At 74.1% G+C, this 20,014-nt stretch carries 20 protein-coding genes; 14 read left to right on the top strand and 6 right to left on the bottom strand.

The features are described 5' to 3' along the window. Position 1: 1 nt before the first annotated feature. Both ACTWP5_RS12045 and ACTWP5_RS12040 read right to left on the bottom strand, forming a co-directional pair. Entirely contained in the window at positions 2–232 is a 231-nt protein-coding gene (locus tag ACTWP5_RS12045) for a hypothetical protein (protein ID WP_443220854.1), read from the bottom strand. A gap of 75 nt (positions 233–307) precedes the next feature. Next, the gene (locus tag ACTWP5_RS12040; RefSeq protein WP_443220853.1) at positions 308–1,147 is read right to left on the bottom strand and encodes a mechanosensitive ion channel family protein; all 840 of its coding nucleotides are present in this window, start codon (positions 1,145–1,147) and stop codon (positions 308–310) included. A gap of 189 nt (positions 1,148–1,336) precedes the next feature. Here ACTWP5_RS12040 and ACTWP5_RS12035 point away from each other — a divergent pair, with 189 nt between their 5' ends. The 11 genes from ACTWP5_RS12035 to ACTWP5_RS11985 all read left to right on the top strand — a co-directional run bounded on the left by ACTWP5_RS12035 (position 1,337) and on the right by ACTWP5_RS11985 (position 15,420). Then, positions 1,337–1,873 carry an HNH endonuclease gene (locus ACTWP5_RS12035; protein ID WP_443220852.1) on the top strand — a complete coding sequence of 179 codons (537 nt, stop codon included), beginning with the start codon at positions 1,337–1,339 and terminating at the stop codon, positions 1,871–1,873. A 19-nt stretch (positions 1,874–1,892) separates the two neighbouring features. Beyond that, on the top strand, positions 1,893–2,267 hold the full coding sequence (locus ACTWP5_RS12030) for a hypothetical protein (RefSeq protein WP_443220851.1): 375 nt from the start codon (positions 1,893–1,895) through the stop codon (positions 2,265–2,267). 87 nt (positions 2,268–2,354) lie between these two features. Continuing rightward, a complete protein-coding gene (locus tag ACTWP5_RS12025) occupies positions 2,355–2,972 on the top strand; it encodes a GNAT family N-acetyltransferase (protein WP_443220850.1) in 618 nt (205 codons plus the stop codon). Between the two features lie 205 nt (positions 2,973–3,177). Next, complete coding sequence (locus ACTWP5_RS12020; protein WP_443220849.1) at positions 3,178–4,650, top strand: hypothetical protein; 1,473 nt, start codon at positions 3,178–3,180, stop codon at positions 4,648–4,650. 100 nt (positions 4,651–4,750) lie between these two features. Beyond that, positions 4,751–5,860 carry a glutamate ABC transporter substrate-binding protein gene (locus tag ACTWP5_RS12015; protein ID WP_443220848.1) on the top strand — a complete coding sequence of 370 codons (1,110 nt, stop codon included), beginning with the start codon at positions 4,751–4,753 and terminating at the stop codon, positions 5,858–5,860. Positions 5,861–5,926: 66 nt separating this feature from the next. Next, the gene (locus tag ACTWP5_RS12010; RefSeq protein ID WP_443220847.1) at positions 5,927–7,216 is read left to right on the top strand and encodes a hypothetical protein; all 1,290 of its coding nucleotides are present in this window, start codon (positions 5,927–5,929) and stop codon (positions 7,214–7,216) included. Then, entirely contained in the window at positions 7,213–9,900 is a 2,688-nt protein-coding gene (locus tag ACTWP5_RS12005; RefSeq protein ID WP_443220846.1) for a tetratricopeptide repeat protein, read from the top strand. The genes ACTWP5_RS12010 and ACTWP5_RS12005 overlap by 4 nt, the downstream gene beginning before the upstream one ends. A gap of 2 nt (positions 9,901–9,902) precedes the next feature. Further along, positions 9,903–11,402 (top strand): PP2C family serine/threonine-protein phosphatase, encoded by a 1,500-nt coding sequence (locus ACTWP5_RS12000; RefSeq protein ID WP_443220845.1) that lies wholly within the window; start codon positions 9,903–9,905, stop codon positions 11,400–11,402. 71 nt (positions 11,403–11,473) lie between these two features. Next, on the top strand, positions 11,474–12,847 hold the full coding sequence (locus tag ACTWP5_RS11995) for a vWA domain-containing protein (RefSeq protein WP_443220844.1): 1,374 nt from the start codon (positions 11,474–11,476) through the stop codon (positions 12,845–12,847). A 74-nt stretch (positions 12,848–12,921) separates the two neighbouring features. After that, positions 12,922–13,917, top strand: a complete 996-nt coding sequence (locus ACTWP5_RS11990; protein ID WP_443220843.1) for an FHA domain-containing protein — start codon at positions 12,922–12,924, stop codon at positions 13,915–13,917. 243 nt (positions 13,918–14,160) lie between these two features. Next, complete coding sequence (locus tag ACTWP5_RS11985) at positions 14,161–15,420, top strand: acyltransferase family protein (RefSeq protein WP_443220842.1); 1,260 nt, start codon at positions 14,161–14,163, stop codon at positions 15,418–15,420. A gap of 35 nt (positions 15,421–15,455) precedes the next feature. On the opposite strand, the gene ACTWP5_RS11980 is transcribed toward ACTWP5_RS11985, so the two are convergent. Continuing rightward, complete coding sequence (locus ACTWP5_RS11980; RefSeq protein ID WP_443220914.1) at positions 15,456–15,842, bottom strand: globin; 387 nt, start codon at positions 15,840–15,842, stop codon at positions 15,456–15,458. Positions 15,843–15,974: 132 nt separating this feature from the next. On the opposite strand from ACTWP5_RS11980, the gene ACTWP5_RS11975 reads away from it, so the two are divergent. The 3 genes from ACTWP5_RS11975 (at position 15,975) to ACTWP5_RS11965 (ending at position 17,510) form a co-directional block, all read left to right on the top strand. Beyond that, positions 15,975–16,892, top strand: coding sequence for a Scr1 family TA system antitoxin-like transcriptional regulator (locus ACTWP5_RS11975; RefSeq protein ID WP_443220841.1), 918 nt, complete (start codon positions 15,975–15,977; stop codon positions 16,890–16,892). A gap of 7 nt (positions 16,893–16,899) precedes the next feature. Continuing rightward, complete coding sequence (locus ACTWP5_RS11970) at positions 16,900–17,106, top strand: DUF397 domain-containing protein (protein WP_443220840.1); 207 nt, start codon at positions 16,900–16,902, stop codon at positions 17,104–17,106. A gap of 269 nt (positions 17,107–17,375) precedes the next feature. Then, on the top strand, positions 17,376–17,510 hold the full coding sequence (locus ACTWP5_RS11965; RefSeq protein ID WP_443220839.1) for a hypothetical protein: 135 nt from the start codon (positions 17,376–17,378) through the stop codon (positions 17,508–17,510). Between the two features lie 47 nt (positions 17,511–17,557). Here ACTWP5_RS11965 and solA read toward each other — a convergent pair whose 3' ends face one another. The 3 genes from solA to ACTWP5_RS11950 all read right to left on the bottom strand — a co-directional run bounded on the left by solA (position 17,558) and on the right by ACTWP5_RS11950 (position 20,001). Further along, complete coding sequence (gene solA, locus ACTWP5_RS11960; RefSeq protein ID WP_443220838.1) at positions 17,558–18,715, bottom strand: N-methyl-L-tryptophan oxidase; 1,158 nt, start codon at positions 18,713–18,715, stop codon at positions 17,558–17,560. Between the two features lie 79 nt (positions 18,716–18,794). Then, the gene (locus tag ACTWP5_RS11955; RefSeq protein ID WP_443220837.1) at positions 18,795–19,502 is read right to left on the bottom strand and encodes a hypothetical protein; all 708 of its coding nucleotides are present in this window, start codon (positions 19,500–19,502) and stop codon (positions 18,795–18,797) included. Between the two features lie 10 nt (positions 19,503–19,512). After that, positions 19,513–20,001 carry an acyl-CoA thioesterase gene (locus ACTWP5_RS11950; protein ID WP_443220836.1) on the bottom strand — a complete coding sequence of 163 codons (489 nt, stop codon included), beginning with the start codon at positions 19,999–20,001 and terminating at the stop codon, positions 19,513–19,515. Between the last annotated feature and the right edge of the window lie 13 nt (positions 20,002–20,014).

The following is a 20,014-nucleotide window of genomic DNA, read 5'->3' as shown; positions in this document are numbered from 1 at the left end:
GTCAGCGGCGGCGGTCCGCCAGGACCACCAGGCCGGCGATCACGGCGAAGAGCAGCAGCGGCGTCAGCACGAACAGGCCGAGCGTCTCGGCGATGCTCAGGCCGCTGCCCGGGTCGTCGCCGTCGTCACGGCGCAGCGCGTGGGCCGCCGGGGACGACAGCAGCGTCACCAGAACCGCACCGGCCGTGACGCCCGCCGCGCGCACCGCCCGCCGCCTGTTCTTCTCGCCCATCTCAAGCCCTCGCGTTTCGCTCTTCGCTCTGGTGTGCGCATCGGCCGACCGGCTGGTCAGCCGTCGCCCCACACCCTAGCGGGCGCCGGGTCCGGACACCTCGGCGCCCCGGGTCGGGAGCGGCGGTTCGATCCCCGCGGCCTCCAGCGCCAGCTTCACGCGCCACCGCAGCTCGCGCTCGACGACGAGCGCCTTGCCCGGCTGGGTCTTGGCGACGACCTTGACCACCATCGCGTCCGAGGACACGGCGTCCAGCCCGAGCACCTCCACCGGGCTCTCCAACGGCTCCCACAGCAGCTCGTCGAAGGGAGAGGTCCGGGAGAGCTCCAGCGCGCTCACCGTGATCGTCTTCCGCACCCGGGCGAGGTCGGTGTCGGGCGCGACCTCCACGTCGAGGGAGGCCGTGGCCCAGCCCTGGCTGAGGTTCCCGACGCGCTTGATCTCGCCGTTGCGGACGTACCACACCTCGCCGTTGTCGCCGCGGAGCGTGGTCACCCGCATCCCGATCTCCAGGACCGTGCCGGTGGCCTCCCCCACGTCGATACGGTCGCCCACGCCGTACTGGTCCTCCAGCAACATGAACATGCCGCTGAGGATGTCCATCACGACGTTGCGCGCCCCGAAGCCGAGGGCCACGCCCACGATGCCGGCGCTGGCGACGAGCGGACCGAGCTGGACCCCGACCTCGGAGAGGGCCATCATCCCCGCCGTGCCCAGCAGCGCGACGGAGGAGGCGCTGCGCAGCACCGAGCCGATCGTCTCCGCGCGCTGCCTGCGCCGCTCCGACTCACGGCCGAGACGGGTGACGAGCCTGGTGATGGCCCGGCGCAGCAGGAAGCGCACGAGCAGGGCTATGGCCAGGATCAGCAGGATGCGCCCGCTGGCGGTGAGCGCCGTCTCCCAGGTGGTGGTCACGCGTCCACGGTAGCCCGCGAGGTGTGTGGGGTTGCCGAGGTGTCGTGGGGAGGACGGGAAGGCTGTGGCGAACGACACAATCGACGCATTTCCCTATCGTGGTGGCGCTGACGGCCATGCCCGGGACACACTGTGGGAGATCGTCTCGGCGCGAGCCACGTGCCGTCGACGGAAACGGAGGGCGTGATAGTGCCACAGGTCCTGGTCCTCAACGCGTCGTACGAACCCCTCGGTGTCGTACCGGTCCGCCGAGCTCTCATCCTGCTGCTGAACGACAAGGCCGTCAGCCTGGAGAACTCTGACCACCTGATGCACAGCGCGACCCACGCCATACCGGCCCCCAGCGTCGTGCGGCTGAAACGCTTCGTGCGGGTCCCCTACCGCACCGCCGTCCCGCTCACCCGCAGGGCGCTCTTCGCCCGCGACGGCGGGCGCTGCGCGTACTGCGGCGGCGTCGCCACCAGCGTGGACCACGTCATCCCCCGTAGCCGCGGCGGCCAGCACGCCTGGGACAACGTCGTCGCCGCCTGCCGCAGCTGCAACCACATCAAGGCCGACCGGCACGTGGCCGAGCTCGGCTGGCGGCTCCGACATAAGCCGGGTCCGCCCTCGGGACTGGCCTGGCGCATCATTGGCACCGGTCACCGCGACCCGCGGTGGCTGCCCTACCTGCGGCCGTACGGAGCCGACGACGCGCTCGCCAGGATCGAGGGCCGACCCGCCTGAGTCGAACGGAAGGACCTCCGTGCCCGACGCACCCCCGCCCGTCCCACCCGCAGCACCCAGAGCAACCGCACCACCAGCGGGAGCCGCACCGCCCGAGCCGCCGGCCCCCGAGTCGTCCGTCCCCGCGGAGGACGTCCCGCCGGAAGCCTCGCTCTCACCGGCCTCGCCGATACCGGAGCGGGTGCCGCTCGTCAGCGAGCCGCCGCTGGCCGACGCCGCCCCCCTCACGAGCGAGCCGCCCCTGGCCCAGGCACGGCCCCTGACCGCCGAGCCCGGACCACCCGACGCGACGGGCCCCGTGCCCCCCGACGAGCCCTCCGTCGACCCCTCTGTCGAACTCTCCGTCGAACTGTCCGTCGAGTTGGACGCCTGGCAGACTCCACCCCCCGGGTGAGCCCGCCGTGATCTACGATCAGCTGATCCAACCGTGTGGTACGCCACCCAGCACGGTTGACGACCAGTTGGCGAAACGGAGCCGTCAATGACCGCCTTCACCATCCGGACGTACGAACCCCGCGATCTCGACGCACTGCGTGAGATATGCGTCCGCACCGGCCTGCGCGGCGGCGACGCCCGCGGCCACTACCGGGATCCCGAGATCCTGCCGACGCTCTTCGCCGAGCCCTACGCGGTGTTCGACCCCGACCTGGTCTTCGTCGCCGACGACGGCGAGCGCGCCGTCGGGTACATCGTGGGCACCGACGACTCCGTGGCGCACGCCGAGGCCCTCCGCGACCGGTGGCTGCCCTCCCGCGCCGCGCGTTTCCCCGCGCCCGAGGGCCCCGCCAAGGACCTCGACGACGTCATGCGGGGGCTGCTGCACGACCCGATGCGCTTCCTCACGCCCGGGATCACCGAGGAGTACCCCGCGCACCTTCACATCGACCTGCTCCCCCACGCCCAGCGACGCGGCCTGGGTCGCCGCCTGATGACCGCCTTCCTCGACGCGCTGCGCGAGCGCGACGTCCCGGCCGTCCACCTGGCGATGGACCCCGCGAACACCAACGCACGTGCGTTCTACGAGCGCGTGGGATTCACGTTGCTGCCGCAGCCGGAGGGCGTCACCGACGTCATCTTCCTGGGCATCAGGCTGTCCTGAACGCCGTTGCCCGCCTGCCGAATTCGACGAATCCGGCGGGGCGGACGGGAACCGGCGGGGCCGTTGCCGCGTGGTCACGGGGAGGGGCGTGGCGACCACGCCGCGGATCGCGATCGTGACACGATCTCGGGAAGGGCTGTGGCGCGGCCTGCCGAACGGCGATACTGCTGGCCGCAGCACCAACGTGAGGGGGAGGGCCCGGAACGTGACACATCCGCCGACCGCACCGCCGCCGTCACCGCCGGGCGCGACGGCGGGGCAGGGCCCGGCGATCCCCGCGCCCGCGGGCCCTCGCACACCGCCCGGCGCACCGCCGAGCGCACCGCCCGCGACCCACCCCTCCCCCCAGCCCGGCGCGGCACCCGACGCCTCGCTCCGCTCCGCCGTGCGCGACGGCGTTCGCCGGCTGCGGGCGGCCACCCGCACGGAGCCCGGCAGGCTGCGGCTGCTCGGCGCGGCGGTCGCGGCCCTGCTGCTGCTCCTGGGCGCCGTCACCGCCTGGCAGGTCTCCGACCGGTCCGACGCCGCCCACACCGTGGTCCACTCGAGCCAGCCGTTGAGCGCCGACGCCGCCGAGATCTACCGCAGCCTGGCCAACGCCAACGCCATGGCCGCCACCGGCTTCCTGGCCGGCACCGACGAGGACCCGCAGGTGCGCGACACCTACGAGCAGGACGTGAGCCTCGCGGGCGAGCTGCTCGCCGAGGCCGCCGCGCACGGCCAGGGCACGGGCCGTTCCCAGGAGATCATCGAGCTGCTCAGCTCGACCCTCGGCCGCTACGCCGGGCTCGTCGAGTCCGCCCGCGCCAACAACCGGCAGGGCTACCCCATCGGCGGCGCGTACCTGCGGTACGCCGACGACCTGATGCAGGCCGAGATGCTGCCGCTCGCCGAGGAGTTGTACGAGCTGGAGAACGACCGGCTCACCCGGGACATCGACGCCGCCCAGGCCGTGCCGTGGCCGGCCCTGGCCCTCGGCGCGGTCGCCCTCGGTGTGCTCGCCTGGTCCCAGCGGCGCAACTACCACCACACCAACCGGGTCTTCAACCCCGGGCTGCTGGCCGCCACGGCGGCCGCCGTCGTGCTGCTCGCGTGGCTCGCCGGCGCCCACACCCTGGCCCGCGGCAGCCTCCACGAGGCCGACGCCGACGCCGCGCGGTCCCTGGGCGAGCTGAACACCGCCTGGACCGAGGCCCTGAAGGCCCGCACCGACGAGAACATGTGGCTCGTGGCGCGCGGCGCGGGAGACGACTTCGAGGACGCCTACCAGCAGCACATGGACGTCGTCGTCGGCCGCGGGGGCGACGGCGGCCTGCTGGCGGAGGCGGCGGCCCTGGCCGACGACGAGGAGGGCCGGCGGCCCGTCGAGGACGCCGTGCGGGCCGCCGAGGAGTGGCGTGAGACGCACCAGGCGGCCAGGCGCTCGGAGCTGGACGGCGACTACGACGCGGCGCTGGACCGGGTCATCGGCCAGGAGGAGTCCACGGGCAGCAGCTTCGAGGAGGTGGACGCCTCGCTCCGGGCAGCCATCGCGCACGAGCAGCGTGAGTTCGAGGACGCGGCGTCGAGCGGGCACGCGGCGCTGCGCGGCCTCGTCGTGGGCGCCGCGGCGCTGGCCGTGCTGGCGGCGCTGAGCGCCCTGGCGGGCGTCCGCCGCCGGCTCGCGGAGTACCGGTGAGGGGCGACGGCCCGGTGAGGGGCGACGGCGTGGGCGGCGGGACGGCCGAGGGGCGTGACGGGTGAACGGCGAGGGAGACAGACCGAGGGAGGGTGAGGCGATGGCCAGCACGACCACGACGGCGACCGGGGGCTCCGGCACTCCGACGAGCGACGAGGCCGGCGCGGGGCGGCGGCGCAGCGGCAGGGCGTTGCTGCTGGCCGCCGGCGGGCTCGCGCTCGCCGGGGCGATGCTCGTCCTGTCCCTCCCGCCGGCCGGGGGCGACGCGGACCCACGCCGGCCCGTCGGGCAGTCGCCCCTGGCGGTACCCGCCCAGGAGGGCGGCGACATCGGCGCGGTCGCCGAGCCCGAGACCTGCGAGGAGGGTGTCAACGCGGGTCTCAACGCGGCCACCAGCTACCGCCCCGACGGCATCGCGGGCGACGCCGTCGAGCGGATCCAGGAGCGCGGTCAGCTGATCGTGGGCGTGGACCAGAACAGCTACCGCTGGGGGTACCGCTCGCTGGAGAGCGAGGACGGCGGGGACACGAGCACCTCCGAGATCGTCGGCTTCGACATCGACCTGGTGCGGGCCATCGCCGAGAGCCTGCTCGGCGAGGACCCGTCGATCCTCTTCAAGGCGATCCCCACCGCGCAGCGTGAGCCGGCGATCGAGTCCGGCGACGTCGACATGGTGGTGCGCAGCATGTCCATCACCTGTGACCGCTGGGAGCGCGTCGCGTTCTCCGCCGCGTACTTCGAGACCGGTCAGCAGCTCCTGGCGCCCATCACCTCCGGCATCACGGGCGTCGACGAGTCGCTGGCGGGCAGGCGGGTGTGCGCGGGCGACGAGACCACGGCCCTCGACCAGCTCAGACAGCGGCAGGAACGGCTGCCGGACATGGAGATCGTCGTCCGCGACGGCCACCTCGACTGCCTGGTCGCGCTCCAGCTCGGCGAGGCCGACGCCCTGATGACCGACAGCGCGCTGGCCGCCGGCCACGCGGCCCAGGACCCCACCGTCCACCTCGTCGGCGATCCCGTCACCGTCGAGTCCTACGGCGTCGCCATGAACCTCGACGACGTGGACCTCGTCCGCTGGGTCAACGGCGTGCTGGAGGACTACACCGCCGGCGGCGCGCTCAGCGCGTGGCAGGAGTCCTACGACGACTGGCTCGCCGACTACATGCCCACGCGTCAGGACCCCCCGGAGCCGCTCTACCGGGACTGATCACCATGGCGGGACGATGAGAGCGTGACGACAGGCTTTGGGGAGCCAAGGCAAGAGGGGAGAGCGATGGCCCCGGAACCCGGCGGGAAGGTACTGAGCCGCGAGGAGGTGGACCGTGCCCTCGCGCGGCTCGGCGCCGAACACGAGGCGATCGAGTCCTCCCTCCTGGCGTTGCAGGACCACGCGGGCCGCAGACTGCTGGAGGGCGCCGAGCTTCGGGGCGCCACCAGGGAGCGCTGGGCGCGGGCGGAGCGGACCGTGTCGCTGCTCTGGTCGTACTTCGACACCTGCACGGAGGCGCTCACCGAGGCCCGCGCGACACGCGCCGGGCGCCGTTTCCTCGGCCGTGAGGAGCTGACGCGGCTGACGGCCCTGCTCGACGGGGACGACCTCGTCGTGGCGGGCGGTGCCGTGGCCGGCGAACCGCTGGCCGAGCGCGTCGGCTGGCGCGAGCTGGTGCGGCGGATGAACGCCGGGTACGCCGAGGTGCTCGACATCGTCATCGCCGCCGACTCCGTCTGGTCGGCGCTGCCGGCCAGGATCGACCTGCTCTCCGCCGAGCTGCACCGCCTGGGCGAGCTGGCCCACTCGGTGGGGGTGCGCCCCGGCGCCCACCCGGCCGGCGACGAGCTGCGCCGCGTCACCGAGGACCTGACGGCGCTGCGGGCCGAGGTGATCGCCGACCCGCTGGCGTTCTGGACACCGGACGGGGGCAGCAGCGCGCCGGGGGGCGGGCGGCCCGACACCACCCGGTACGACGAGGCGGCCCAGGCGCTGGACGCCATCCGGCGTGAGGTCGAGGCCGTCATCGACGTGCGCAAGGACGCCGAGGAGCGGCTGATGCGCCTGCGCGACGTGCTCTCCCGCGCCGACCGCACCCTCGCCGAGGCCCGCACCGCCCGCGGCGAGGTGCTCGCGAAGATCGCCGCCTCCGAGGTGCCGGCGGTCCACGGGCCGGCCACCGCGCTCCACGAACAGCTCGCCGCCGCGGCCGAGTACCGGCGCCGCGCCCAGTGGCACCGCCTCTCCCCGCTGCTGGACTCGCTGGAGGAGCGGGCCGAGGAGGAGCTCCAGCGCGCCCGCGCCTCCCTGACGGCCGTGACCGCGCCGCTGGCGGTGCGGGCGGAGCTGCGGGGACGGCTCGACGCGTACAAGGCGAAGGTCGCGCGGCTCGGCAGGGCCGAGGAGCCCCTGCTGGTGGAGCGGTACGACGCGGCGCGGTGGCTGCTGTGGACGGCGCCCTGCGACCTGCGGGCCGCGGAGCACGCCGTGCTGCGGTACCAGGAGGCCGCCGCGGAGACGCTCAGCGAGAGTCGGGACGCCATGCCGGACGGGACCCACGGGGGGATGCGGTGACGGACCATTCGACGCAGCTGGCGAGGCCCTGCCAGCGGCCCGGCTGCCAGGGCTCCTACGAGGACGTCGGCGGCGGCGAGCTGTACTGCGACACCTGCGGGCTCGCGCCCGTGGTCTCCGGCCAGGGCATGATCGGCGGCACCCCGACGGGCGTGACCGTCGAAGGGCGGGGCGGGGCGGCCGGCGGCCGCTCCTCCGGGAGCTCCTCGACGCGGGGGTCGGGCTCGGGCTCGGGCGGTTCGAGCAGCTCGGGCAGCGCGCGCTCCTCCGCCAGCACCTCGCGTTCCTCCCGCTCGCAGTTCTCCCGCCGCTCGGTGTCGGGTCGGCTGTCGCGCACCGTGTCGGGGCGGATGTCCAGCCGCTCGGTGTCCGTGCGCAGCTCCCGGTCCTCCACCGGTTCCGGCGCGCGGTCCCGGCTCGGCGCCGGCGTCATCACGATGGCCGGGGTGCCGCGCCCCGACCCGCGGGACGCGGTACTGGAGAACCCCGAGGTGCCCGAGCGCAAGCGGTTCTGCGGCAACAGCGAGTGCGCCGCGCCGGTGGGCCGGGCGCGCCACGGCCGGGCGGGCCGCACCGAGGGCTTCTGCACCAAGTGCGGCCACCCGTACTCGTTCGTCCCGAAGCTGCGGACCGGCGAGACCGTGCACCACGGGCAGTACGAGATCGTGGGCTGCCTCGCCCACGGCGGCCTGGGCTGGATCTACCTGGCCAGGGACCGGAGGGTCTCCGACCGGTGGGTGGTGCTCAAGGGCCTGCTCGACACGGGTGACGAGGACGCGCGGGCGGCGGCCATCTCGGAGCGGCAGTTCCTCGCCGAGATCGAGCACCCGAGCATCGTGCGGATCTACAACTTCGTCGAGCACCTCGACCGGCGCACCGGCAGCCTTGACGGGTACATCGTCATGGAGTACGTCGGCGGCCGGTCGCTGAAGGACATAGCCAACGCCCGGCGCACCCCCGACGGCCGCCGCGACCCGCTGCCGGTGGAGCAGGCGTGCGCCTACGGCATCGAGGCGCTGAACGCCCTGGACTACCTCCACGCCCGCAACCTGCTGTACTGCGACTTCAAGGTCGACAACGCGATCCAGCAGGAGGACCAGCTGAAGCTGATCGACATGGGCGCGGTGCGGCGCGTGGACGACGAGGAGTCCGCCATATACGGCACCATCGGGTACCAGGCTCCCGAGGTCGCCGAGACCGGCCCGACCGTCGCCTCCGACCTGTACACGGTCGCGCGGACCCTGGCGGTGCTGACGTTCGACTTCCAGGGATACACCTCGATCTACGTCGACAGCCTCCCCGAGCCCGACCACGTCGAGGTCTTCCAGCGGTACGAGTCGTTCTACCGCTTCCTGGTCCGTGCCACCGACCCCGACCCGGGGCGCCGGTTCGCCTCGGCCCAGGAGATGGCCGAGCAGCTGATCGGCGTGCTGCGGGAGGTCGTCGCGATCGACACCGGGCAGCCGCAGCCGGCGCTCTCCCCGCTCTTCGGGCCCGAGCTGCGGGTGGTCGACACCGAGCTGATGCCGCGCCTGCCGTACGACGAGGCGTCGGCGCTGGGCGCGCGGCCGACCGCGCGGGGACGCCGGGGCCGCCGGGGCGCGGCGCCCGCGCCGCTGCCCCACGGGGCACCCGCCGCCGCGCTGGCCGGCGGCGCGCCGCCGCCGCCCGCCGCTCCCCCGCCGAGCCTGGCGCCGAGGACGATCCAGCCGGACGTGCGCCAGACCGCGCTCGCGCTGCCGGTGCCCCGCGTCGATCCGCGCGACCCGAACGCCGGCTTCCTCGCGGGCCTGATGGCCAGCCAGCCGGGCGACCTGGTCACGGCGCTGCGCGGCGCCCCCACCGACTCCGTCGAGCGCCGGCTGCGGGAGCTGCGCGCCTGGCTGGAGCTGACGGCCTCCGCCGCTCCCGGCGCCGCCACCTCCGCCGCGGCCTCGGCCCGCGAGACGCTGGCCGCGCTGGAGGAGGACCACCCCGACGACTGGCGGGTGGTCTGGTACCGGGGGCTGCACGCCCTGGTGACGGAGGACTGGGAGACGGCGGCCCTCGCCTTCGACGCGGTCTACGACGCCTTCCCCGGCGAGGTCGCGCCCAAGCTGGCGCTCGGCGTGTGCGCCGAGGTCCTCGGCCAGCTGGACAACGCGGCCGACTACTACGAGCTGGTGTGGCGTACCGACCCCAGTCACGTCAGCGCGGGCTTCGGCCTGGCCCGGGTGCGGCTGGCCGCCGGGGACCGGCGGCGCGCGGTGGCGGCGCTGGAGTCGGTGCCGGAGACCTCGGCGCACCACACGGCGGCCAGGGTGGCGACGGTCCGGGCCCGGCTGCGGCAGCGCACGGCCTCCCCCGAGCTGCTGCCCGAGCTGATGGCCGCCGGACAGCAGGTGGCGTACCTCCGTGAGGCGGGGCTGGAACCGTCACTGGGTGAACAGCTGTCCTGTGAGGTGCTGGGTGCCGCGCTGGACTGGCTGCTCTCCGGGGCGACCGACCCGTCCGACCCGGCGGGCGCGTCACGGCACCAGGCCCACGCGGCGCAGCGACTGCTCGGTGTGCCGCTGGACGAGACGGGTGTCAGACGCGGCCTGGAGAACTGCTATCGGCGGTTGGCCCGCCTGGCGCCCACCACCACGGAACGGATCGGACTCGTGGAGGCGGCCAACCGCTTCCGGCCAAGGACATGGGTGTGACGATGCCGCAGCTTGACCAAGTCTCCGCCTGCCCCGGCTGCGGTGAGCCGCTGGAGGAGGACGACCGCTTCTGCGGCGTCTGTGGCACCAGGCTGCATGCCGGTGCCCGTGGGAGCGGCGGTCATGACGGGCCGGGCGGGGGCTCCGCCTCCGGCGGACCCGTCGTCGAGGACCCGACGATGGCGGTGCGCACGCCCACCGAGCCGGACTTCACCCTCCCGCCGCCCCAGCCGCCGCACGCACACGCCCACCCCCCGCACCCGGGGCCGCCCGCCGCACCGGCCGCGTCCCAGGGGCCACCGCCGTCCCCGCCGTCTCCGCCGCCCCCGCCCCCGGCCGTCCCGCCGCTGGTGCCGCCGGGCGGCTTCGGACAGCCGGCGGCCTCCGCCGCTCCCCCGGCCGCCGCCCCGCCCGCGGCCCACCAGCCGCCCGCGCCGCCCGCTGCGCCCGCTGCGCCCGCGCCGCACCAGCCGCAGGACCCGCGGGCCGCGCAGGAGCATCCGCAGCCCGCCGGCCCGCCGGCCCCCGCCGTGCCCGACCCGCGCACCCGGGACGCGAGTCCGCCCGCCCGCGAGTCCCACCCCGTGACCTGTTCGGTCTGCCGCAACGGCTACGTCGACCCCGACGGGTACTGCGAGGAGTGCGGCCGGGCCCAGCCCGGCGAGCGCGACCACGTCGAGCGGGCGCTCGGCGGCGTCGCCGCCGTCAGCGACCTGGGGCTGCGCCACCACCGCAACGAGGACGCGTTCGCCGTCTCCGCGACGGCGCTGCCCGACGGCTCCCCCGCCGTCATCGCCGTGGTCTGCGACGGCGTCTCGTCCTCTTCCCGGCCCGACGAGGCCTCGGCCGCCGCCGCCGAGGCGGCGCAGGAGTTCCTGCTGCACGCGCTGCCGCACGGGGTCTCCGGCCAGCAGGCGATGCACGACGCGCTGGTCACCGCCGCCCACGCCGTCGCCGAGCTGGCCGACGACCAGGAGCGCGAGCCCGGCCGCAACGCCCCGGCCTGCACGATCGTGAGCGCCGTCACCGCCTCCGGCACCCTGACCGTCGGCTGGATCGGCGACAGCCGCGCGTACTGGCTGCCGCTGGAGGACGAGGCGGGCTCCGGCGGCACCGGCGCGCCGGCCCGGCTCACCGAGGACGACTCCTGGGCGGCCCAGATGGTGGCGGCCGGCCTCCTGAGCGAGGCGGAGGCGATGGCCGACCACCGGGCGCACGCCATCACGGCCTGGCTCGGCGCCGACGCGCAGGAGATCGACCCGCACACCGCCTCGTTCAAGCCCGACCGCCCCGGCGTCGTGATCGTCTGCACCGACGGCCTGTGGAACTACGCGGAGACGGCCGACCAGATGGCGAGCCTCGTCTCCGCCGAGGCCCGCGTCGCCCCGCTCTCCGCCGCCCGCCGGCTCGTGCAGTACGCCCTCGACTCCGGGGGCCACGACAACGTAACGGTGGCCCTCATCCCGTTCCCCGTCGCCGCCGACCGGGCAGGAAGGGCTTGACCCGCGGGCACATATCCACCCAGCCGCGTACCGACACCCGCGTACCGCCCGCTCCACTGGAGGGTCCGCTCATGGCCAACTTCGCCAAGTCGAACGTGCCGAAGTTCACCATCGACGTCTACCAGAACGAGTACCTTCCGGAGGCGGCCGTCGAGGTCAACGCGATCGTCACGGTGACCTCCACGGGTGGTGGCACGACGGGCGGCCGGCCGCTGCCCGCGACGGACGGCACGGCAGCCACGGGCGGCGACGGCGAGGGAGCCCCCCACGCCGCCGTCGTGATCATGGTGGACTGCTCGGGCTCGATGGACTACCCGCCGACGAAGATGCGCGGCGCCCGGCAGGCCACCGAGGCGGCGATCGACACCCTGCGCGACGGCGTCGCGTTCGCCGTCGTCGCCGGCACCCACAAGGCCGTCGAGGTCTACCCGGGCGAGGGCGGGCTCGCGGTCGCCTCCCCCTCGACGCGCGCGGAGGCCCGCGAGGCGCTGCGGCGCCTGACGGCCTCGGGCGGCACGGCGATCGGCACGTGGCTGCGGCTGGCCCAGCGGCTGCTGGCCGCCTCCCCGGCCGCCATCCGCCACGGCATCCTGCTGACCGACGGGCGCAACGAGCACGAGGAGCCGGCGCGGCTGCGCGAGGCGTTGGACGCCTGCGCCGACACGTTCACCTGCGACGCCAGGGGCGTGGGCACCGACTGGGAGGTGAAGGAGGTCACGTCGATCGCCTCGGCGCTGCTGGGCACCGCCGACATCGTCGCCGAGCCGGAGGGCCTCACGGCGGACTTCACGGCGATGATGGAGAAGGCGATGGGCAAGGAGGTCGGCGACGTCAGCCTGCGGCTGTGGACCCCCCAGGGCGCGGAGATCCAGTACGTGAAGCAGGTGGCGCCCGCCATGGAGGACCTGACCGGGCGCCGCGTGGAGTCGCCGCCGCGCTCCGGTGACTACCCGACGGGCTCGTGGGGGGACGAGTCCCGTGACTACCACGTGTGCGTCCGGGTGCCGGCCGCCCAGGTCGGACACGAGATGCTCGCCGCCCGCGTCGCGTTGGTGATCCGCGATCCGTCGAACCCGAGCGGGCCGCCCGCGACCACGCTGGGCCAGGGTCTGATCCGCGCGGTGTGGACCGACGACCTGGTGGCCTCGACGCGGATCAACCAGCAGGTGGCCCACTACACGGGGCAGGCGGAGTTGGCCGACGCCATCCAGGAGGGTCTCCAGCTGCGGAAAGACGGCGACGAGGCGGGCGCCACGGCGAAGCTGGGGCGGGCCGTGCAGCTCGCGCACTCCTCGGGAAACGACGAGACGGCCAAACTGCTGGCGAAGGTGGTGGACGTGGAGGACGCGGCGGCAGGTACTGTTCGTCTGAAGGCCAAAGTCACCGAGGCCGACGAGATGACCCTGGAAACCAGGTCAACGAAGACCGTCAGGGTGAAGAAGTGAGGTGGCCGACGTGAAGGCGTCGGCCGATGACGACAGACGTTGCTACGACGTTGGGACGTAAGGGGGAGGCAGCGATGCCCACTTGCCCGAACGGTCACCAGTCGGTGGCCGAGGACTGGTGCGAGGTGTGCGGTCACCGCATACTCGCGCCGGCCGCCGCGGCGGTTCCCCCGCCTCCGCCACCGCCCGGGTTCCCCCAGCAGCCGGGTCTCGGGCCGATGCCCGGCCCCGGTGGTCACCTCGGGCCGGGGGGCGGGCCGCCGGAGCTGTGCCCGCAGTGCCACACGCCGCGGGAGGACCGGGACGCGCCCTTCTGTGAGCAGTGCCGTTTCAACTTCCTGACGAACTCCCCCACGACGTACATCCCGCCGGCCCCTCACGGCCCCGGTCCTGGCCCCGGCCACGCCCCGCCGCCGATGGGCGGGCCGGGTGGGCCGGGCGGACCGGGCGGCGGGTATCCCGGCGGCCCCGGCCCTGGTCCCGGCGGCCCCGGCCCCGGCCCTGGCCCTGGCCAGCCGATGTACCCGCACCAACCGCACCCGCCCCACCCCGCCCAGCAGAGCGGGGACTGGGTCATCTCGCCGCCCGGCGCCCCGCCCGGCGGCGTGCCGCCCCAGCCGGGCCCCGGCGGACCGGGTGGGTATCCCGGGCCCGGTGGCCCGCCCGGCACGTGGATGGTCTCCATCGGCGCGGACCCGCAGTACTTCCAGGCGATGATGCGCCGCTCGGGGCCCGAGGCGTCCCAGCTCCAGCTCCCGCCGTACTCGCCCGAGCAGCAGCTGCCGCTCAACAAGCCGCAGATCACGATCGGCCGCCGGCGCCAGTCCACGGGCGAGACGCCCGACATCGACCTCGCCCGCGCGCCCGAGGACCCCGGTGTCTCGCACCAGCACGCGATCCTCGTGCAGCAGCCGGACGGCAGCTGGGCCGTCGTGGACCAGGACTCCACCAACGGCACGACGGTGAACGGAGGCGACGAGCCCATCCAGCCGTTCGTCCCCGTGCCGCTGAACGAGGGCGACCGCGTCCACATCGGCGCCTGGACCACCCTCACCCTCTACCGCGGCTGACGGCCCCCGCCCCCGCCCCCCGCCGTGGGGCGGGTCACAACCCGTGAGGCGAGCGGGTCCGGTGTGACGAACGTCCTGACACACCGGACTCACGAGGGCCGCGAGGGTTGTCCCGGCGTGGCAGACTGGTGCGCAGTGGTGACGCGATCGTTGCCCTACGTACATCGCCGACAGCGCATCCCCAGCGACGGTTCGGCCGTCCAACACGGTGTAACGGTCGCTGTGGAAGACTGGGGATGACGGGTGCAGGACACATTCCGGGGGTGGCGGGACAGGTTCGCCGAGCGGCGCGACGCGCGGGCGGCTCGGAGACAGAGCCGCGACCCGCACTGGGACAACGTCCGCTACGTCGCGGGCACCCTCGTCATCTTCGTGCACCTGAGCAACTCGCTGGCCGACCACGCCGGTTTGAACTGGCTCTACGTGGCGACCTGGGCGATGCGGGTGCCGGCCTTCGTCCTGGTGGCCGGATACTTCAGCCGAGCGGACACGCTCACGCCCCGGGAGGCGCGGCGGCTGATCGAGTCCGTCGCGGTGCCGTACCTCGTCATAGGTGTGCTGCACACCCTCCAGATGGGTCCCAAGCCCAACGGCGAGTGGATCATCCACGTCCTCGACCCCGCCTGGGGCATGTGGTTCCTGCTGTCGCTGATGTGCTGGCGGGTCGCGCTGCCGTACCTCGCGCAGCTGCGGTACCCGCTGACCGCCTCCATGGTGCTCGCGCTGGGGGCCGGGTACGTCGCCGCGTTCGACACCACGGTCTCGCTGGGACGCACCTTCGCCTTCCTGCCGTTCTTCGTGCTCGGCTGGCAGATCAGGGAGGGGCTGTTCGCCAGGGCCATGACCGCGAGGTGGGGGCGGAACCTCGCGCTCGCCGTGGTGGCGGGCGCCTTCGTCGCCGGCTGGTTCCTCCGGAACATCGACGGGAACTGGCTGCGGATGAAGGGGCCCTACGAGGACCTGGTGACGGCCACCACCTGGGCGTGGGCGGGCCGCGGGGCGGTGCTGCTGCTCGGGATGGCGGTCGCGCTCAGCTTCCTCCGCCTCATGCCACGCCGCCGGCTGCCCTTCGTGACCTACCTGGGCGTCGGGGGCATGTACATCTACCTGCTGCACCCGCTGGTGCTGCGCCCCCTGGACCGCCGCGACGCCTGGTCGTGGGTGCCCGACTCGTGGCTCGGCGTCGCCGTCGCCCTGCTGGCGGCGGTGGTCATGTCCGCGGTGCTGGCCTCGCCGCCCGTGCGCTGGCTGACCCGGCCGCTGATCCAGCCGCGCCTGCCCTGGCTCTTCCGACGCGAGTCCACGCCGCCGGGGCCCGAGCGGCCCGTCCCGGCCAAGCCCGGCGCGACGCCGCCGCCGCCGGTCACCACCACGGTCCCCGTCACCCCGGCCGGCCTGGCGCCGGGCGTGGTGGCGGGCGCGACGCCCGTGCCGGCCGGGGCCGCCGCGACGCCGACGCCGGGCACCACCACCACGACGGACGACATCACCCGGGCCTGCTGATCACCCGCGCCCGCTGACCGTGCCGGCGGGCCTGGTCACCCCGGCGTGTTGATCATCGAGGCCGCGGCGTAGACCAGGTAGTCCCACAGCTGGCGCTCGTGCTCGGGGTCGAGGGAGAGGCTGTCCACGGCCTCGCGCATGTGCGCCAGCCACGCGTCGTGTGCGGCACGGTCCACCACGAACGGAGCATGCCGCATCCGCAGCCGGGGGTGGCCCCGACTGTCACTGTACGTGCGCGGGCCGCCCCAGTACTGCATGAGGAAGAGCCGCAGCCGATCCTCGGCGGGGCCGAGGTCCTCCTCCGGGTAGAGCGGGCGGAGCACCGGGTCGTCGGCGACCCCCTCGTAGAAACGGTGCACCAGCTTCCTGAAGGTCTCCTCGCCACCGACCTGTTCGTAGAACGACGGCTCCTGCTTCTCCATCACACTCCCATGGTCGCAGACACCAGCCGTGACGTTCTGCCCCGCTCCTCGTTCCAAACAGGGGTACGGGTGCCCCGTGGCACATTTCGACGGAAGTGGACCATGGCGAGCCGGCGCGGCAGACTTCAGGGCTTGCCCCAGCACACCCACGTCGATCGGCCCGTGGCGGTCGACGTCCTGATGACAGGAGGGACCATGCCGCCCAGGGAGGTTCCGACCGCCAGGGAGGCGCGCCTCGGCGCCGAGTTGCGCAAGTTGCGCGAGCGGGCCGGAAAAGCGGCGCACGAGGCGGCGGCTCACATAGGAACCGACCGCGCGAAGATGTCGAACATCGAGTCCGGACGGCGCGGAATCAGTGAGGAGCGCATTCGAAGGCTCGCGCACTTCTATTTGTGCGACGACGAGCCTCTGATCGACTCGTTGTGCGCCATCGCGCACGAACACCGGGGGAAGCAGTGGTGGGAGCGCTACCGAGGCGTTCTGCCTCCGGGTTCCCTGGACGTGTCCGAACTCGAGCACCACGCTGTCCGCCTCAGCACCGTGTCCATGCTGTTGGTGCCCGGCCTCTTCCAGACGCCCGGCTACGCGCGAGCGATCTTCGGCAGCGCCATTCCCCGGCCGCGCGACGCCGAACTGGACGCGCGGGTCGAGCACCGCGTGGCCCGCTCCCAGATCTTCCAGCGCCCGAACCCACCGCCGTGCGAGGTGATCATCCACGAGGCGGCGCTGCGGATGCGCTACGGCGGGCGAGGCGTGGCGCGCGCCCAGCTGGAACATCTGCTCGACGTGGCGGACTGGCCCTCCGTCACGCTCCGCGTCATCCCGTTCGCGCTGGAGGAGGTCCCAGGTCACGGCCAGTCTATGCTCTATGCGGAAGGCCCGGTTCCTCAACTGGACACCGTTCAGCTCGACACGCCGTTCGGCGGGGCCTTCCTGCACACCGAACCCGAACTCCACAAGTACCGGAGGCTGTTCGGCGCATCCAGCGACCTGGCCCTCGGCCCGGAGGAGTCCCGGCAGCTCGTCCGGTACATCGCGCGAGAGATGTGAGCAGAGAATGAGCGACCTGACCCAAGAGTTCACCTGGCAGAAGTCCAGCTATTCCAGCACCGGCGACAACTGTGTGGAGATCACGCGCCACCCCGGCGGAATCGCGATCCGGGAGAGCGACATGCCAGAGATCATCATCTCGTCGAGCACCGCGCGCCTCGCGGCGCTCCTCAACGGGTCGAAGGCGGGCCGTTTCGCTCGCCTCACGGGCTGACCTGCGACGCCCGACCCGTTCCCCGCGAAGAGATCGCGACCAGGGGCCCCTCCCCGCGCCGGGAGGGGCCTTATACCAATCCACGACGTCTTTGGCAACGGTATCCCGGGATACTGTTGCCGCCACCCAGCTGTAGCGCTACGGTTGCTGTACGTCAGCGCGTCGCGGCGGCGCCCGACGTCGCTGGCTCCCCTCGCGAGGTGGTGCCTCCCCCACGTCCCCCCACCACTCCATGTCCCCTCGACGACACGGTGAAGGACATCCCGATCATGTCGACCGCACCTCAACCGACAACCACCGGAAACCAGAGCGACTCCCCCAGCACCGCGGACCAGCTGCGCGAGAAGGTCAGGGAGGCCAACGCGCAGAGTGAGGCCAACCGGCTGAGCAAGGGCGGAAAGTAGGCTTCACGGGCACAGAGCCAGCCGGGCACCCCCGCGACACCGACGTGTCAGAGCCGTGCGGCCTCGAAGCGCCGCGGGTCGAAGAGCTCGATGGGGTGCCCGGTCTCGCCGTCCAGCGCCAGGTCGGCGAGGATCTCCCCGACGACGGGCACGAACTTGAAGCCGTGCCCCGAGAACCCGCACGCGACGGTCACCTCACGGTGCGCCGGATGAGGCGCGATCACGAAGTGCTCGTCAGGCGTCGTGGTGTACATGCAGGTGACGGACCGTAGCGGCCGCCCGGGCAGGGTCGGCAGCAGCCGGCCCGCGTGCTCGGCCATCTCCGCCACCTCCTCGGGATGCACGGTCCGGTCGATCGTCTCCGGGTCGCACGGCTGGCCGCGGCGGAAGAAGGCCACCTTCACGCCGCCGTCGGGACCGTCGATCGCCGGGAAGCCGTAGACCTGCGAGGGCGTGCCCGCCTTCTCCCAGATATAGATCGGCTGACGCTCCGGCGCGTAGGCGGCGGTGCCGTCGGTCGGCTCGAACCAGTGAATGATCTGCCGCTCGACGGTGAACGGCACGCCGAGCCCCGCCAGCACGGACGGCGCCCAGGCGCCGGGGGTGACCACCAGGTGCCCGGCCGTGTACACGCCGCCGGTGGCGGTGCGCACCCGCACGCCGCCCGCCGTCACCTCCCAGTCGGTGACCGGCTCGTCGAACCGCAGCTGTGCCCCGGCGGCGGTGGCGCGCTCCAGCTGCGCGGCCACCGTCTCCTCGGGCCTGACCAGGCCGGCCCGCCGCTCGTGGAGCGCGACCTCGTCGTCGTCCGGCGCGAGGGTGGGGAAGCGGCGCCGGATCTCGGCCGCGTCCAGCATCTCGTGGGGCAGGTCCCAGACGGTGGCCGAGTGGAGCGAGCCGGCGACGGCCTGGCTGTCGGGCCGCCCGAGCATCAGCCCGCCGCACAGCAGCGTGATGTCGCGGCCGGTCTCGCGCTCCAGCCGCTCGAACAGCTCGTAGCTGCGCAGCAGCAGCGGCACGTAGGCGCTGCCCTCGAAGTAGGACTGGCGGATGATGCGGGAGCCGCCGTGGCTGGACCCCTGGCGGTGGACGGGGCCGAAGCGCTCCAGCCCCAGCACACGGGCGCCGCGCGCCGCGAGGTGGTGGGCGGCGGCGCTGCCCATGCCGCCGACGCCGAGCACGATCACGTCAAAGCCACGGTCCATGGGCTCCATGCTCCCCCACCGCCCCCGGCCGGGCGACGGCGCCTTCCGGGCCGCGCGGGCGCGGTGGCCGGGCGGGGCGCTAGGCAGGCGGCACGGGCGTGAGGGACAGGCCCCGAACTCCCGTGCGGCGGGCGGCGATCGAGCCCAGCGGCGTGGTCAGCCGCAGCCACGAGCCGCTGCTGAGCAACGTCGCCCCGGCCGTCGCCGCCGGGGCGTCCGGCGCGCGGAGGAAACCGAGGGCGTGGGCGGCGTGGACCGCGCGCAGCGGCAGCGGCGTGCCGCCCAGGGTCCGCGACCAGATCTCCTCGGCGAGGGCGTCCAGCGCCCCGCGCGTGCGCTCCGTCTCGGCCAGCCGCTCCGTCCGCTCGCGGAACTCGGCGACGACGGCCGCCGCCGCGGCCCGCAGCGCGTCGTGGCGCAGCTCGGACAGCCGCCGCCAGCCGCCGCGGGGCGGCAGCACGCCAGCCCAGGCGGGCCCGGTGACGGCGGCGGGCACGGTCAGCCGCGCCCGCTCCTCGTCGATGCCCTCCAGCAGCTCGCCCGCCGCGACGGTGACGTCCAGCCGCGCCGGCCGGCTCAGCCGGCCAGGCCAGACCGCCAGCACGTCGAACCGGGCGGGCCGGGTGAAGACCGCGACGACCTCGCCGGGCTCCTCGTCCCCGCCGCCGGCCGTGACGCGGGCGGCGGCGGCGCGGTCCCAGCCGAGCTGGCGGCCGAGGAACGCCGCCAGGTCGCGGGCGTCCCCGGGCTCGGCGAGAGCCAGCTGGCGCTGGTCGGTCACGGCCACTCCCCGCGTCCTACTCCCCGCCGCGCGAGGCGACGGCCCCGGACACCCCCGGGGCGTCCGGGGCGTCCGCGGCGTCGGACGCGCCCGCGGACGCGTCGTCGTCGAGGTACTTCTCCAGGAAGGCGCGCTCGTCCCTGGTCAGCCGCCGGGGCGTGCCCCGCTCCAGGTCGAAGGGGACGATGACGGTGGCGGCCCGCGCGTAGACCGTGCCGGGACCGTCCTCGCCGGGCTCGGGCGGGTCCTTGATCTCGTACGCCACGGAGATCGAGGCGCCGCCGAGCCGCGTCACCCACATCTCCACGACGACCGGCTCGGGCCGGTACGTCAGCGGCCGCTTGTAGTCGATCTCGTGCCGGGCCACCACGGCGCCGCCGGAGAAGCCCGTCACCGACGCCTCCCGCGCCGCCCGGAAGAAGAGGTCGGAGCGGGCCTCCTCCAGGTACCGCAGGAAGACGACGTTGTTGACGTGCCCGAAGGAGTCCATGTCGGCCCAGCGCATCGGGCACGAGAAG

This window comes from Streptomyces sp. 4N509B, assembly GCF_052245655.1.
In the GTDB taxonomy this organism is placed as follows: Bacteria; Actinomycetota; Actinomycetes; order Streptomycetales; family Streptomycetaceae; genus Streptomyces.
This window is presented reverse-complemented; position numbering and strand designations above follow the sequence as displayed.

Coding starts and splice junctions, on each gene's coding strand:
- ACTWP5_RS12045 (WP_443220854.1), bottom strand. CDS start 232: ATGGGCGAGAAGAACAGGCGGCGGGCGGTGCGCGCGGCGGGCGTCACG.
- ACTWP5_RS12025 (WP_443220850.1), top strand. CDS start 2,355: ATGACCGCCTTCACCATCCGGACGTACGAACCCCGCGATCTCGACGCA.
- ACTWP5_RS12015 (WP_443220848.1), top strand. CDS start 4,751: ATGGCCAGCACGACCACGACGGCGACCGGGGGCTCCGGCACTCCGACG.
- ACTWP5_RS12010 (WP_443220847.1), top strand. CDS start 5,927: ATGGCCCCGGAACCCGGCGGGAAGGTACTGAGCCGCGAGGAGGTGGAC.
- ACTWP5_RS12000 (WP_443220845.1), top strand. CDS start 9,903: ATGCCGCAGCTTGACCAAGTCTCCGCCTGCCCCGGCTGCGGTGAGCCG.
- ACTWP5_RS11995 (WP_443220844.1), top strand. CDS start 11,474: ATGGCCAACTTCGCCAAGTCGAACGTGCCGAAGTTCACCATCGACGTC.
- ACTWP5_RS11990 (WP_443220843.1), top strand. CDS start 12,922: ATGCCCACTTGCCCGAACGGTCACCAGTCGGTGGCCGAGGACTGGTGC.
- ACTWP5_RS11980 (WP_443220914.1), bottom strand. CDS start 15,842: ATGGAGAAGCAGGAGCCGTCGTTCTACGAACAGGTCGGTGGCGAGGAG.
- ACTWP5_RS11970 (WP_443220840.1), top strand. CDS start 16,900: ATGAGCGACCTGACCCAAGAGTTCACCTGGCAGAAGTCCAGCTATTCC.
- ACTWP5_RS11965 (WP_443220839.1), top strand. CDS start 17,376: ATGTCGACCGCACCTCAACCGACAACCACCGGAAACCAGAGCGACTCC.
- solA (WP_443220838.1), bottom strand. CDS start 18,715: ATGGACCGTGGCTTTGACGTGATCGTGCTCGGCGTCGGCGGCATGGGC.
- ACTWP5_RS11950 (WP_443220836.1), bottom strand. CDS start 20,001: ATGCGCTGGGCCGACATGGACTCCTTCGGGCACGTCAACAACGTCGTC.